We start from the raw sequence: 14,194 nt of genomic DNA, 5'->3' as shown, positions 1-14,194 counted from the left end.
GCGCCATGGCCGCCGCAGTCCTGCTGGCCGCCTGCGCGGCGCCCGAGTTCAAGCAGCCGCAGATCGAGACGCCGGCGGCGTTCAAGGAAGCACAAACCTTGCCTGCCGTGCAGACGGCAGCCGACGGCACGCGCTGGAAGCAGGGCGTGCCGGCCGAGCGCCAGGCGCGCGGCGAGTGGTGGCTGGCGTTCAATGATCCGGCTTTGACTGGCCTGATCAACGAGGCCACGCAGGCGAACGCCAACCTGGCGGTCGCCGCCGCCCGCGTCAAGCAGGCGAGGGCGATTGCCGGCATCGCCGAAGCGGACCGCATTCCGCAAGTGGGCGTGAACGTGGGCGGCCAGCGCAACCGCGCTTCCGCCGTGTCGCTCGGCTTGCCGAACGGCGCGCCGGTGGCGGCGACCAACGTCTACCAGGCCAACCTGACGGCCAGCTACGAAGTCGATCTGTTCGGCAGGGTGGCATCGAACGTCAGCGCCTCGCGCAGCGATGCGCTGGCCGTGGAAGCGACTTACCGCTCGGTGCTGCTGTCCTTGCAGGCCGACGTGGCGCAAACCTACTTCCAGCTGCGCGCCACGGACGCCGAACTGGCGACCCTGGAACAGACGGTGCGCCTGCGCGAGGAGAGCGTGCATGTGAACCAGCGCCGTTACGACCTGGGCGACATCGGCGAATTTGACCTGTCCCGTGCCCGCACGGAGCTGTCGACCGTGCGCGCCGAAGCCATCGGCCTGCAGCGCCAGCGCGCCACCAGCGAGCATGCGCTGGCCGTCCTGCTGGGCAAACCTGCCGCCAGCTTCACGGCCGGCGTCAACCCCCTGCAGGACAGCGGCTTCCTGCCCGTGATCCCGGCCGGCATGCCGTCGTCCCTGCTGGAACGCCGTCCCGACATCGCGTCGGCGCAGCGCACCATGGAAGCGTCGAATGCGCGCATCGGCGTGGCCAAGTCGGCCATGTTCCCCGCCTTGAGCCTGAACGCTTCCGGCGGCGGCGCGTCCGATACCTTCTCGGACATCTTCAAGTGGAGCAGCCGCTCCTGGCTGCTGGGCGCCCTGATGTCGATGCCCATCATCGACGGTGGCCGCAACAAGGCGGCCGTGAGCCGCAGCGAAGCGCAGCTGGAAGAATCGGTGGCGACGTATCGCCAGAGCGTGCTGGTGGCCTTCGCCGAGGTGGAAGACAACCTGGCCGGCCTGCGCATCCTGTCGGGCCAGACGCAGCAGATCGACGAAGCCGTCGTCTCGGCGCGCCGCTCGGCCGACCTGGCGCAAAAGCTGTACGACGCGGGCCGTTCCAGCTACCTTGATCTGCTCGACGCGCAGCGCAACCTGGCGGCCATCGAGCGCAATGCCGTGCAGCTGCGCGGCAACCGCGCCGTCACCACGGTGGCGCTGATCCGCGCCCTGGGCGGCGGCTGGGGCGAGACGGAGCCGCAAGTCGCGGCCAACTAGTATCTCGGCGATAAGCCTGCCAAGAACGGCGTCGTGCACAGCACGGCGCCGTTTTTTTATATGCGCGGACGTTGACGCAGCGTAGGTCGACTTAGCGCGCAGCGCGTAAGCCGACAACACCCGCGCCCTCAATCCAGACAAGACCAGCAAAATCAGTTGAATCCGTTTGCGGACAGGCCGCGTAAATACTCCTGCAATCACGCAAACGCAGTCATTCAGGAGATATCATCATGCGCACCATCGTTCCCGCAGCACTGTTCATTACGTCCATGCTGGCCGCCAGCGCCCCCTTTGCCGCCGATATGACGACCATGGTCGGTGGCCAGAGCATGTATCCGTCCAGGGATATCGTCGACAACGCCGTCAATTCGGCCGACCACACGACCCTGGTCGCCGCCGTCAAGGCGGCCGGCCTGGTCGACACCCTGAAAGGCAAGGGACCGTTCACCGTGTTCGCGCCGACGAATGCGGCCTTCGGCAAGCTGCCGGCCGGCACCGTCGACACCCTGGTCAAGCCGGAAAACAAGGCGACCCTGACGAAAATCCTCACCTACCACGTGGTGCCCGGCAAATACGACTTCAAGGCGCTGGCGAAGGAAATCAAGATGCATGACGGTAAAGCCACCTTGCCCACGGCCAGCGGGGGCAAGCTGATGTTCGCCATGAACGGCATGCACAACATCGTGGTGATGGATGAAGGCGGCAACAGCGCCAACATCAGCACCTATGACGTGTACCAGTCGAATGGCGTGATCAATGTCATCGAGACGGTGCTGATGCCACAATAAGCGGACGAAAAAAAGACAGGGAAAACCCTGTCTTTTTGCTTGCTGCGTCCGTGATTACTTGGCCGGTGTTGCTGGCGTAGCTGGCGTTGCCGGTTCCGCAGGCGTTGCCTTGACGGCTGGAGCGGCTTTCTTTGCCTTGTGATGCTTGGCTTTCTTGTGCGCGGCCGGCTTGACGGCTGCTGCCGGTGCTTCAGCCTTGACGACAGGGGCGACGACAGGAATCGGTGCCACTGGAGCGACTGGCGCGACGGCTGGCGTCTGGGCGAAAGCGGCGGTGGCGAACAGGCTGGCGATCAGGGTGGCGATAACTTTTTTCATGATGAGATCCTTGGTGTTTTTTCGGGTGAATGCAGTGGGAAGAAATTACTTCGCTGGAGCCGCTTCAGCGGTGGCCGATGCCAGCTTTTCGTCAGCCTTGGCCTTGGTTTTCTTGGCTTTGTGGTGGGCTTTGGCCTTGGTGGTAGCCGCTTCCGCTTTGGCGCTGGCGACGTCCGTCTTGGCGGCGACGACGGCTTTCGCTTCTTTCGCGTCCGCTTTGACGACCGTTTGCGCTTCCTTGGCATCGGCTTTTACGACGGCCTTGGTGTGGGCCGCTTCCACTTTGGCGGGAACCGAGGCTGCCGGGGTGGCTGCAGGAGCTGCAGGCGTCTGGGCAAAGGCAGCGGTTGCGAACAGGCCGGCGATCAGGGTAGCGCTCAGGTTGAAAATGCGTTTTTTCATGGTGCAGTCCTCAGTGGTGGTTTGTCTGGTGTATCTGTTGGTGCCGGGATGATTCCCGTGTCACTGAGCATAAAACGCGGCCCCGGACGCTTGCGTTGACGGTCATTACAAACGCTTACATCTGCGTGGCATCGGCTTTCAGGATGGCTTTCAGGATGTCTTCCGAACGGCGCTGCCCATGCGCCTTGCCGTAGGCGCTGGATGCCACGCTCACCACCATGCGGTGCGTGGGAATCACATAGATCTTGTTGCCGCCATTGCCCGAGGCGAAATACACGGCGATTTTTTGTCCTCCGATCTCCTGCGTCTTCGCGTACCAGAAATAGCCGTAGCTGTCGGCGTAGCGGTCGACGGCGCCGATGGCCACGCGTGGCGCCAGCACCGCGTGCAGCCAGGCGGCGTCGATGACCCTCTTGCCGCCAACTACGCCATCGTCGAGCACCATCTGGCCGATCTTCGCCGTGTCGCGCGCCCGCAGCGACAGATTGCCCTGTCCCTTCGGATGGTTGGCCACGTCGCGGCCCCAGCTCCAGCGCGTGATGCCCAGCGGCGCGAACAGCACCTTGGCGGCGTAGTCTTCCAGGTCGGCGCCGCTGGCGTTTTCCACCACCCTGCCGGCGATGTACGCCCCCAGCGAGTTATAGCGGTAGGCGCTGCCCGGCTTTGTTGCGGCCGGCACGCCGCGCACGAAGGCGGCGGGGTCGGGCGCCGCATCGAGCTTGTCTTCATTGCCGGGCGACTGTTCGTCTTCATCGAAGGCGGCCAGGCCCGAACGCATGGTCAGCACGTCGTCGAGGACGATCTTGCCCGCCGGGCTGCCGGCCACTTCGGGCCAGTAGTCGCCCACGGTTTTTGTCGTCGCCAGCTGGCCGCGCGCCACGGCCGCACCGGCCAGCAGGGCGGTGATGCTCTTGCCGGCCGAGCGGATGTCGTGCAGGGTATCGGCCGTCTCGCCGTTGTAATAGCGTTCGGCGACGATGGCGCCGTCGCGCAGCACGACGACGGCGCGCAGGTCGCCATGGCTGTCGCGGTCCTGGGCTTGCAGGACTTGCGCGATGGCGGCGGGGGCGCTGTCCTGTGCCAGGGCGGCGCAGGACAGGAGGAGGGTAGTCAGCAAGGACAAGGACAGGCGGCGCATGGACAGCTTTCGTGGCGATGGTCGGATCGCCAGTGTCGCCCAGTTGCGCCGTTTTGTGGCGTTTTACTGCACCTGCTTGCTGAAGTTGGCATGCAGCGGCGCCGGCGCCTTACCGGTCTGCGCCGCGCGGGCACGGCGCTTTCTCAGCCAGATGATCAGGCCCGTTGCGCTCAGCATGGCCACCACCAGGCCCATGGCGGAAATCAGGATGCGCCCGGGCAGGCCCAGGATGCGGCCCGAATGCAGGGGGAATTGCGCCTGCAGGAAGATGTCGCCCGCGCTGCCCGTGCCGGGCACCACGCCTCCCGCCGGCTTGCCGTCGCGCCCGTCGAAGTACAGCCATGCATTGCCCAGGCCGCCGTCGCCATGGTCGTTGTCCGCCGCGAAGAACCCGACGCCATACAGGCCGTAGGCGGAAGAATAGAATACGCCGCCGGCCGGCAGCGTCCAGCCCCGCCTTGCCGCTTCCGTCTTCGCCAGCGCCACCGCCTCTTCGCGCGTCAGCAGCGGTTCGATGGGATGCCCGGGCGGCTGCGGCGTGCGGCTGTCGAAGGCGTTCGGGCTGAGCGTGGACAACTTCGCCACAAGGGGACGCATCACCTGGGTTTGCAGATTCATCGACACGGACGTGACGGCCAGCACCAGCAGCAGCAACCAGACCCACACGCCGCCCGAGCGGTGCAGGTCGAAGTTCAGCCTGTGGCCCCCTTCGCGCCAGCGGAAGGCCAGCGACTTGCGCCAGCTGCGCCAGTTTGGAAACGACAGGTATAGGGCGATGCCGCAGTCAAGGACCCACACGATGCCGATGATGCCCATGAACCACACGCCCAGCTCGATGCCCCAGCCATCGGGAATGTGCATGGTGTAGTGCAGTTTATACAGGAAGGGCAGCAGGTTTTCGCGCGTCAGCGAGACCACGCCCCACTGGCGCGTGCCCTGGATGGCGCCCGTGGCCGGGTCGACGGCCACCTGGTTGAAGCCCGGCTCGAACGGCTTGCCGGTGGCCGGGTCGGGCCGGCCTTCCACCGCGATCAGCGCCGTGTGGCCAGGCTCGATCGCCGTGAGCGTGTAGTTCACGCGCAGGCGCCGGTCCTGCGCCTCGAGCTGCTGCGCCAGCTCCAGTCCCGATTTTGCGGGGCCGTCACTGGCGGCGCTTGCGGCGTGGAACAGCTGCGGATTGAGCCAGGCATCGAGCTCGTGATCCCACGAGATCACGGCGCCCGTCAGGCCGGAAATGAACAGGAAGAGCGCCACCGCCAGGCCGAACCAGCGGTGCAGAACAACCATGGGAGGACGCAGTCGCATGGCGGCTCCCTAGTACTTCCAGCTCAGGGTGGCGCTGCCATTGCGGCCTGCCGCGTACAGCGACTGGGTCCAGTACAGGCTGGTCAGGTGCTTCTTGTCCGTCACATTGTTCAGGTTCAGCGACAGGCTGACGTTGCGGCTGATGGCATAGCTGGCCATCAGTCCCAGTTGCGCGTAGGCGCCCTGGTGCAGGGTGGTGCTGTCATCGACCTTGTTGTAGATGGCGTCCTGCCAGGTCAGGCTGGCGCCCAGCTTCAGCGCCGGCACGGCCGGCACGTGATAGGTGGTGGCCAGGTGGAAGCGCTTGCGCGGGATGAAGGTGCGCGCATCCTGGCCGTCGTCGCCTTCGATGCGCAGCTGCGCATAGCCGGCGTTCGCCTGCCAGCCTTTCGCCAGCTCGCCCGAGGCATCGAGCTCGAAACCCTGCGATTCCGAATCGACGCCCTTGTAGAACGTCTTGAGGTCGGGCGTGGTGCCGGCCGCCTCGGCCACGTTCTTCTGGCGCGTCTTGAACAGGGCGCCGGACAGGTTCAGGCGGCCGTCGAACCAGTCGCTTTTCAAGCCCGCTTCCAGGCTCTTGCCGGTGGCCGCCGCCAGGGTCTGGCCCGTGCGGTCGATGCTGCTTTGCGGGTTGAAGATTTCCGTGTAGCTGCCGTAGGCCGACACATGGCGGCCGATGTCGTACACCAGGCCGAGATAGGGCGTGGTGTCGCTTTGCGACTTGGCCTGGCTGACGCCGTACGCGCTGCCCGTGCTGTCGGCCTTGACGGTGTTCACGCCCACCAGCAGCTTGGCGTTGTCGGCCAGGTTGAAGCGGGCGGCCAGGTAGGCATTCTTGCGTTCGTCCTTGTAGGCGCTGCCATTGGTCGATGCATCGAAGAGCGGTTCCGGGTAGGAGCCGTCGAAGGCCGTGCCGTTCGGCAGGGCCGTGCCGATGCCGCGGCCATAATACGACACGTCGTCGAGCGTGGACTTCGACCAGGCCAGGCCCATGCTGAGGTCATGCCGGCGCCCGGCCAGCGTGAATGTGCCCGTGGCGGCGACATCGAGCAGGCGCTGCTTGTTGGCCGAGGCATAGCGCGAAGGGTAGCTGAACAAGCCGTCGCCCGTGGCCTTGTCCGGCGTGCCGTAGACGTAGAACAGTTTGGAATCGGAGGTGGAGCGGTTGTAGGTGGCCGTGGCCGTCACGCGCCAGTCGGCATTGAACTGGTGCGCCAGTTCGGCGAAGGTGCTGTTGTTGAGGATGCTCCAGCGCGACCAGTCGGCCGACGTCGAGGCGGAAATCGGGTAGTCGGTCGGCGTGCCGTCCGTGTAGGCGACGGGCAGGGCGCCCCACATGCCGCCCCTGGCTAGGTTGTTCTGGTAGCTGTGGCCCACGGCCAGGCGGGTGTCCGGCGTCAGTTTCGCTTCGACGATGGCGTAGGCGACATCCTTGCGCGGCGAGTAGCGGTCCAGGTGGGAATCGCCTTCCTCGTGCGCGGCGACGAAGCGGGCCGCCACCTTGCCGTCGCTGCCGAGCGGCGTCGAGACGTCGGCATCGACGCGGCGCGTGTTCCAGGAGCCGAGCGTGACGCCGGCAGCAGCGGCCAGGCCCTGGGTCGGGCGCTTGCGCACGAAGTTGACGGTGGCCGACGGATTGCCGGTCGAGGAAATCAGGCCATTCGCGCCGCGCACGATGTCGACGCGCTCGAACAGCGCCGTATCGAGGTCGCCCATCACATTGCCGAAGACGAAAGGAATGCCGACGCCGTCGAACTGGAAGTTGGTGATGTCGTAGCCGCGCGCCGTGTAATAGGTGCGGTCCGTTTCTACCGCTTCCACCGTCACGCCCGTCGTTTGCGCCAGCACCTTGCTGGCGTTATCGAGCCTGAAATCGTCCATTTGCGCGCGCGTGACCACGGAAACGGCCTGCGGCGTCTCGCGCAGCGACAGGTCGAACTTGCTGGCCGAGGCGCTTTTGCGCGCCGTGTAGGCGTTCGCGTCGCTGCTGCCCGTGACGGTAATGGTTTGCATCATGGGCGTGTCTTCGCCAGCGTCATCGGCGGGGGCGCCGTCGGCGCCATGTGCCATGCCGGCGCCGAGCGCCAGTGAAATGGCCAGGGCCAGCGGGCGCAGCGACAGCACGGCGGGGCAGGATGGGGTGGACGATGCGGCGGAAAGAACGGTGCGACCTGGCATTGAAACGGCTCCTGAATCAAGGATGAGAATGAGAATAATTCTCAATTCTATTTGAGGAGGGGCCGGAATGGGGACTTTTTGTGACTGAAAAGCGTTGTTTTTTTACATCTTTACACGGTTTTACGTTGGAGGTTTTGCTTCCGGTCGTCAGTGCCGCTCATGCGCTACCAGTGCCAGCCGCGAAAAAAAAAGACAGCCGAAGCTGTCTTTGATACTGCGGGCGAAGCCGCCACGGAAGCGCAGACCCGGCGGACGCGCTCCCGTGGCGATTGCCGCGATTACTTCGCTGGCGCTGGCGCTGCCGGTACGGCTTCTGCCGCTTTCGTTGCGTCCGCTTTCACTTTCGCTTTGCTGGCCTTGTGATGGGCCTTGGCCTTGCTGACCTTGGCGTCGGCCTTGGCGCTGGCCACGTCGGCTTTCGCATCGGCGACGACGGCCGCTTCTTTCGCATCGGCTTTCACGACGGCCTTGGTTTCCTTGGCTTCCGCTTTTGCTACGGCTTTCGTGTGGGCCGCTTCCGCCTTGGCGGGAACCGGTGCTGCCGGGGCGGCAGGGGCTTGGGCGAAGGCGGCGGTAGCGAACAGGCTGGCGACGAGGGTGGCGATAACTTTTTTCATTGTATTGTCCTGGAGAGTGGTAAGCGATTGTCTGGGTGATTACTTGGCTGCTGCCGGTGCTGCTTCAGCGGTGGCCGATGCCAGCTTTTCGTCAGCCTTGGCCTTGGTTTTCTTGGCTTTGTGGTGGGCCTTGGCTTTCGTGGTGGCCGCTTCCGCTTTGGCGCTGGCGACTTCCGTTTTCGCGGCGACGACGGCTTTCGCTTCTTTGGCGTCCGCTTTCACGACCGTTTGCGCTTCCTTGGCATCGGCTTTTACGACGGCCTTGGTATGGGCCGCTTCGACTTTGGCGGGCACTGCCGGAGCTGCTGGGGCTGCGGGCGTCTGGGCAAAGGCAGCGGTTGCGAACAGGCCGGCGATCAGGGTAGCGATTACTTTTTTCATGGTGCAGTCCTCAGTGGTGGTTTGTCTGGTGTATCTGTTGGTGGTGGGATGATTCCCGTGTCACTGAGCATAAAACGCGCCCCGGAAGCTTACCGTTGACCTTGTTTACACTTTCTTACAATCAGGTGTTTTATAGGATGTTGCTGCATGATGCTGGCATGAAAATAAAAAAAGACAGCCGAAGCTGTCTTTTTGTGTGACGCAAAAAATGCGCTGTGGGGATTACTTGGCTGCTGCTGCGGTCGCTTCAGTTTTGGCTTCGTCAGCCTTGGCCTTGGCTTTTTTCGCTTTTTTGTGGGCTTTGGCTTTGGTGACGGCGGCATCGGCCTTGGCGCTGGCGACGTCGGCTTTCGCATCGGCGGCAACAGCGGCTTCTTTCGCATCGGCTTTCACGACGGCCTTGGTTTCTTTGGCTTCTGCTTTAGCCACTTCCTTGGTGTGCTTGGCTTCGGCCTTGGCCGGCGCTGCTGGTGCTGGGGTTTGAGCAAAGGCTGCGGTAGCGAACAAGCCGGCGATCAGAGTAGCGACAATGTTGACAGTGCGTTTTTTCATGATGCAGTTCCTCGAGAAGTGGGGTTGTAGTTCAGGAGATGCATTTCCCCTGTCACTGAGCCAAAAACGCGCCGTGCGGCAATTGCGTTGACACGTTTTCTCTCAATTACAAACACTTACATTTGCCGGGGCAGGCGCTCTGTTAGCTGGCGTACCGCGCCTTGGCCCCTGGCGGCCTAGACTCGATGCCATCGTCACCGCATGGGTCCGCCATGAAAGCCGCCTTGAAAACCTATCAAGCCAAGCGCAACTTCGCCGTCACGCCCGAGCCTGCGGCGGGCGGCGAGGCGGCGGGCGGCGGGCTTACCTTCGTCATCCAGAAGCATTGGGCCAGCCGCCTGCACTATGACTTTCGCCTGGAACTGGACGGCACGATGAAAAGCTGGGCCGTGCCGAAAGGCCCCAGCTACGACCCGCGCGACAAGCGCATGGCCGTGCAAGTGGAAGACCACCCGATTGCCTACGCCAGCTTTGAAGGCACGATCCCCGAAAAACAGTATGGCGCGGGCAAGGTCATCATCTGGGACAAGGGCACGTGGCAGCCCCAGCCGGCCACGCCCGATGCGCGCAAGGCGCTGGCGGCCGGCGAGCTGAAATTCACCGTACATGGCCACAAGATGCACGGCAAGTGGGTGCTCGTGCGCATGAAGGGCAAGGGCGAAAAGCAGCCCGCCTGGCTGCTGATCAAGGAAAAAGATGAATATGCCCGGCCGGCGCTGGAATTTTCTGTCGTCGACGAATTCCCCGACAGCGTCAAGCACAAGGCCATGCCCAGGCGCAAACACAGCGCGGAGCAGGCGGCTGCGCCAGCCGCGAAGCTGCCAGCCGCCCTGTCGCCGCAGCTGGCCACGCTCGTCGATGCGCCGCCGCCAGACGCGCAAGACTGGATGTTCGAGGTGAAATTCGACGGTTACCGCATCCTCGCGCGTTGCGATGGCGAACGGGTCAGTTTGATCACGCGCAATGGCAACGACTGGACGGCGAAACTGCCGAAGCTGCGCCAGGCGCTGGAAAAGCTGGGCTTGCCGCCTGGCTGGTATGACGGCGAAATCGTCGTCAACGACGCCAGCGGCCATCCGGATTTTGGCGCCTTGCAGCGCGCCTTCGAGGCAGACACGACCAGCGAGATCGTGTATTACCTGTTCGACGTGCCGTTTTTCGACGGCCACGATCTGCGCGGCCAGCCGGTCGAGGCGCGCCGGGCCTTGCTGGAACAGCTGCTGCAGCGCTTGCCGGCTTCGCCGCTGCTGCGCTTCAGCGAAGCGCTCGACGCCAAACCCCGGCAATTGCTGGCCCACGCCTGCCGCCTGGGGCTGGAAGGGGTGATTGGCAAGCGGCGCGGCTCGCCCTACGTCACGCGGCGTTCCGGCGACTGGATCAAGCTCAAATGCGGGCTGCGCCAGGAATTCGTCATCGGCGGCTATACGGCGCCGCAAGGCGCGCGCGAAGGCATCGGTTCGCTGCTGCTGGGCGTGCACGATGACCAGGGCAAGCTGCGCTATGCGGGCAATGTGGGCAGCGGCTTTGACGATGCGGCCTTGCGCGACTTGCGGCGCCGCCTCGACACCCTGACCATCGAGACGAGTCCGTTTGCGGGCAAGGCGGGCGGCGTGCGCCAGCCCATCTGGGTCAAGCCGGCGCTGGTGGCCGAGGTCGGCTTTGCGCAATGGACCAGCGGCGGCGCCGTGCGCCACGCCGTGTTTCACGGCTTGCATGCGGATAAACAGCCGGCCGCCATCGTGCGCGAGCGGCCACAGCGAATCGACAGGGAGAAGACGATGCCAAACCAATCCAGGCCGGACAGCGTCTTGCCGGCCAGTTTCAAGGTCAGCCATGCGGACAGGGTGATCGACAAGGACAGCGGCGCCAGGAAGATCGACCTGGTGCGCTACTACGCGCTCGTGGGCAAGCTGATGCTCGTGCATTTGCGGGGCCGGCCCGTGTCGCTGGTGCGCGCGCCGTCCGGCGTGGGCGGCGAGCTGTTTTTCCAGAAGCATGCGGACACGTCCGCCATGCCCGGCGTCAAACAGCTCGATCCCGGCCTCGATCCCGAGCATGCCAGCATGCTGGAAGTGGCCAGCGTACAGGGCCTGTTGTCGGCGGCGCAGTGGAATGTGGTGGAATTTCACACGCAAAATGCACTGGCCAGCGCCTACGACACGCCGAACCGCCTGGTGTTCGACCTGGACCCGGGCAAGGGCGTGGCCTGGCCCGCCATCCGCGAAGCGGCCGTGCTGCTGCGCGCCTTTTTGACGGAACTGGGCTTGCCCGCCTGGCTGAAAACCAGCGGCGGCAAGGGCTTGCACGTGGTCGTGCCGATCCGCCCGAAACACGACTGGGATACGGTCAAGGCGTTTTCGCAAGCCATCGTGGCGCACATGGCGCAGCTCATTCCCCAGCGTTTTGTCCTGAAAAGCGGACCGTCCAACCGGGTCGGCAAGATCTTCATCGATTATTTGCGCAATGGCCGGGGCGCCACCACCGTGTGCGCGTGGTCGGCCCGCACGCGTTCGGGGCTGGGCATTTCCGTGCCGCTGGCCTGGGAGGAGCTCGACCAGCTGAAGGCGGGCGACCAATGGAACGTGGGCAATGTCCACAGCCGTCTCGACGTGGGCAACGCGCCGTGGGCTGGCTATGCGCGCAGCGCGAAAGGGCTCGGTGCGGCGATGAAAAAGCTGGCCTTTACGCCTCCGGCTTGAATGTCACGGTGGCGCGCGCCAGCTGCAGGGCTTCGTCGATGGCGGCGTTGAGCTGGGGAATCTCGACGGGTTTGGTCAGGTAGCGGAAAAAGCCCGCGGCCAGGCCATGCCGGATGTCGCCCTTCATGGCGTTGGCCGTCAGGGCGATGACGGGAATGTGCGCCGTGCGCGGATCGTTGCGCAGAATGCGTTGCGCCTGGTTGCCGTTCATGCCGGGCAGGTTGATATCCATCAGGATGACATCGGGCTGGCGTTCCAGCGCCAGCGCGATGCCCTGGCGCGCATCGGTGGCCGAGATCATGCGCAGATGCGGCAGGAAGCTGACGATGTCTTCCACCAGGCGCAGGCTGGCCGGATTGTCTTCCACGTACAGCAGCAGCGCCTGGCCGCTGGCGTCGTCCCCGGCGTCGCCGGCAGGCTCGGATAACCCCTCCGTATCCAGCGGCATGCTGTCGGGCGGCGCGGCCATGGTGTCGAGTTCGATCCAGAACACGCTGCCCTCGCCAAGGCAGCTGTGCACGCCCATGCGTCCGCCCATCAGTTCGACCAGGCGCTTGGTGACGACCAGGCCGATGCCCGTGCCTTCTTCGCTGCCGGCCTCCTGCCCCAGGCGGTTAAACGGCTGGAACAGTTCGGCCATCTGCGCGTCGTCCAGCCCCTTGCCCGTGTCGCGGATGGCGATGCGCACGCACAGCGCATCGGGCTGCGAAATTTCCAGCTCCACCTTGCCGGCCGGGCGGTTGTACTTGATGGCGTTCGACAGCAGGTTCAGCAGCACTTGCTTGAGGCGCGTATGGTCGGCCCTGAGCGTCAGCGCTTCGCAGGCGGGAAAGATCAGGTGGATCTGGCGCTGCTGCGCCTGTTCTTCCACCATCACGCGCACTTCCTCGATCAGCGCGGGCAGCGTCACCGCTTCCATCGACAGGCTCAGGCTGCCTGATTCGATCTTCGCCAGGTCGAGGATTTCATTGATCAGGGTGAGCAGGTGGCGTCCCGAGGTGACGATGTTTTGCACGAAGGTGCGTTTTTGCAGCACGGTGGCGGGCAAGGCTTCGTTGGCCAGCAACTGGGCAAAGCCGAGGATGGCATTCAGCGGCGTGCGCAGCTCGTGCGACATGCTGGTGAGAAAACGGTCCTTCGCCTGGCTGGCCCGCTCGAGTTCGACTTTCTGTTCGTTGAGCGTGCGTTCGATGCGCTTGCGCTCGGAGATGTCGCGGATGGCCGACGACACGAGCACGCCTTCGTCCGTTTCCAGCGGCGACAGGCTGATTTCGACGGGGAATTCGGTACCGTCGCGGCGCAAGCCGTACAGTTCCAGTCCTGCACCCATGGAGCGGGCGCGCGGCGCCGTGGAAAACGCATGGCGGTGGCGCGGATGGTCCATCGCGTAGCGGGCCGGGATCAGCACTTCCACATTGCGCCCGAGCAACTCCGCGCGCGAGTAGCCGAACAGGCGTTCCGTCTGCGAGTTGACGAGCACGATCTCGCCATCGCCGTTGACGATGACGATGGCGTCCGGCGCCGATTCGAGCAGGCCGCGGAACTTCTGCTCGGCGCGGCGGCGGTCGCTGACGTCGCGGATGGCGCTGATGACGAAGGTGCCGATTTCCGTCTGGATGGGCGACAGGCTGATTTCGACGGGAAACTCGACGTTGTCCTTGCGCAAGCCCAGCAATTCCAGGTCGGCGCCCATGGTGCGCGTGCGGGGCTGGTCGAAATAGCGCGCGCGGTGCGCCACGTGCGAATGGCGCAGCCGTTGCGGCAGCAGACTATCGATTTGCCTGCCGTTCAATTCGCCTTCCGCGTAGCCGAACAGGCGCTGCGCCTGCTGGTTGGCCAGCACGATGGCGCCCGTGGCATTGACCATGATGACGCTGTCCGGCGTCGATTCGAACAGCACGCGGTAGCGCACCTCGACGAACTGGGCGTCGCGTGCCGCCTTCAGCAAGGTCGTGTCTTTCATGGTGGAAATCAGGTAGCGGGGCGCATCCGCCCCGGCCTGTGCGACCTGGCACGCGACATCGACGTGGATGAGTTCGCCATCCTTGCGCCGCCGCAGCGATTCGCGGTCGTAGCTGCCGTGCAGGGTCAGCTGTTCGTCGATCAGCTGTGCCGCCTCGGCTTGTCCGGGCAAGGAGATCAGCTCCCACAGCGTGCGGCCCAGCGCTTCGTCGCTGCCATAGCCGAAGATGCGCTGGGCACCCACCGTCCAGCGCACGACGGCGTGCTCTTCGTTCGTGATGACGACGCCGCCAGGGGCGCCGCTGAGGATAAGCTGATCTAACTCGGCATCCATTTTTTTCCGCACGCGAGACAGGGCTTGCCGGCTGGCAGGCCTGTGCATAACGTAGCGAGAAGCTTGATC

The 14,194-nt window shown here is 64.6% G+C and carries 12 protein-coding genes; 3 read left to right on the top strand and 9 right to left on the bottom strand.

Going from position 1 to position 14,194, the window contains the following annotated elements; translation table 11 throughout:
- Positions 1–5: 5 nt before the first annotated feature.
- Together D9M09_RS16690 and D9M09_RS16685 are read left to right on the top strand one after the other, a co-directional pair.
- On the top strand, positions 6–1,451 hold the full coding sequence (locus D9M09_RS16690) for an efflux transporter outer membrane subunit (RefSeq protein ID WP_070219510.1): 1,446 nt from the start codon (positions 6–8) through the stop codon (positions 1,449–1,451).
- 230 nt (positions 1,452–1,681) lie between these two features.
- Positions 1,682–2,239 carry a fasciclin domain-containing protein gene (locus tag D9M09_RS16685; RefSeq protein ID WP_205602261.1) on the top strand — a complete coding sequence of 186 codons (558 nt, stop codon included), beginning with the start codon at positions 1,682–1,684 and terminating at the stop codon, positions 2,237–2,239.
- Between the two features lie 54 nt (positions 2,240–2,293).
- Here D9M09_RS16685 and D9M09_RS16680 read toward each other — a convergent pair whose 3' ends face one another.
- The 8 genes from D9M09_RS16680 to D9M09_RS16645 all read right to left on the bottom strand — a co-directional run bounded on the left by D9M09_RS16680 (position 2,294) and on the right by D9M09_RS16645 (position 9,130).
- On the bottom strand, positions 2,294–2,557 hold the full coding sequence (locus D9M09_RS16680; protein WP_099411462.1) for a hypothetical protein: 264 nt from the start codon (positions 2,555–2,557) through the stop codon (positions 2,294–2,296).
- Between the two features lie 45 nt (positions 2,558–2,602).
- Positions 2,603–2,959: a hypothetical protein gene (locus tag D9M09_RS16675; protein WP_121669925.1), complete on the bottom strand. Its 357-nt coding sequence runs from the start codon at positions 2,957–2,959 to the stop codon at positions 2,603–2,605.
- A 115-nt stretch (positions 2,960–3,074) separates the two neighbouring features.
- Complete coding sequence (locus tag D9M09_RS16670) at positions 3,075–4,097, bottom strand: serine hydrolase domain-containing protein (protein WP_121669924.1); 1,023 nt, start codon at positions 4,095–4,097, stop codon at positions 3,075–3,077.
- 63 nt (positions 4,098–4,160) lie between these two features.
- Complete coding sequence (locus tag D9M09_RS16665) at positions 4,161–5,396, bottom strand: PepSY-associated TM helix domain-containing protein (RefSeq protein ID WP_162995834.1); 1,236 nt, start codon at positions 5,394–5,396, stop codon at positions 4,161–4,163.
- 15 nt (positions 5,397–5,411) lie between these two features.
- Positions 5,412–7,580 (bottom strand): TonB-dependent siderophore receptor, encoded by a 2,169-nt coding sequence (locus tag D9M09_RS16660; protein ID WP_121669922.1) that lies wholly within the window; start codon positions 7,578–7,580, stop codon positions 5,412–5,414.
- Positions 7,581–7,858: 278 nt separating this feature from the next.
- Positions 7,859–8,197, bottom strand: coding sequence for a hypothetical protein (locus tag D9M09_RS16655; RefSeq protein ID WP_070313444.1), 339 nt, complete (start codon positions 8,195–8,197; stop codon positions 7,859–7,861).
- Between the two features lie 39 nt (positions 8,198–8,236).
- Entirely contained in the window at positions 8,237–8,578 is a 342-nt protein-coding gene (locus tag D9M09_RS16650) for a hypothetical protein (RefSeq protein WP_070219505.1), read from the bottom strand.
- A 222-nt stretch (positions 8,579–8,800) separates the two neighbouring features.
- The gene (locus D9M09_RS16645) at positions 8,801–9,130 is read right to left on the bottom strand and encodes a hypothetical protein (RefSeq protein ID WP_070289293.1); all 330 of its coding nucleotides are present in this window, start codon (positions 9,128–9,130) and stop codon (positions 8,801–8,803) included.
- A gap of 212 nt (positions 9,131–9,342) precedes the next feature.
- Between D9M09_RS16645 and ligD the strand changes: the two genes are divergently transcribed.
- On the top strand, positions 9,343–11,829 hold the full coding sequence (gene ligD, locus D9M09_RS16640; protein WP_121669921.1) for a DNA ligase D: 2,487 nt from the start codon (positions 9,343–9,345) through the stop codon (positions 11,827–11,829).
- Here ligD and D9M09_RS16635 read toward each other — a convergent pair.
- The gene (locus D9M09_RS16635) at positions 11,813–14,125 is read right to left on the bottom strand and encodes a PAS domain S-box protein (protein ID WP_070289295.1); all 2,313 of its coding nucleotides are present in this window, start codon (positions 14,123–14,125) and stop codon (positions 11,813–11,815) included. The genes ligD and D9M09_RS16635 overlap by 17 nt on opposite strands.
- Between the last annotated feature and the right edge of the window lie 69 nt (positions 14,126–14,194).

Source organism: Janthinobacterium agaricidamnosum (assembly GCF_003667705.1).
GTDB lineage: Bacteria > Pseudomonadota > Gammaproteobacteria > Burkholderiales > Burkholderiaceae_D > Janthinobacterium.
This window is presented reverse-complemented; position numbering and strand designations above follow the sequence as displayed.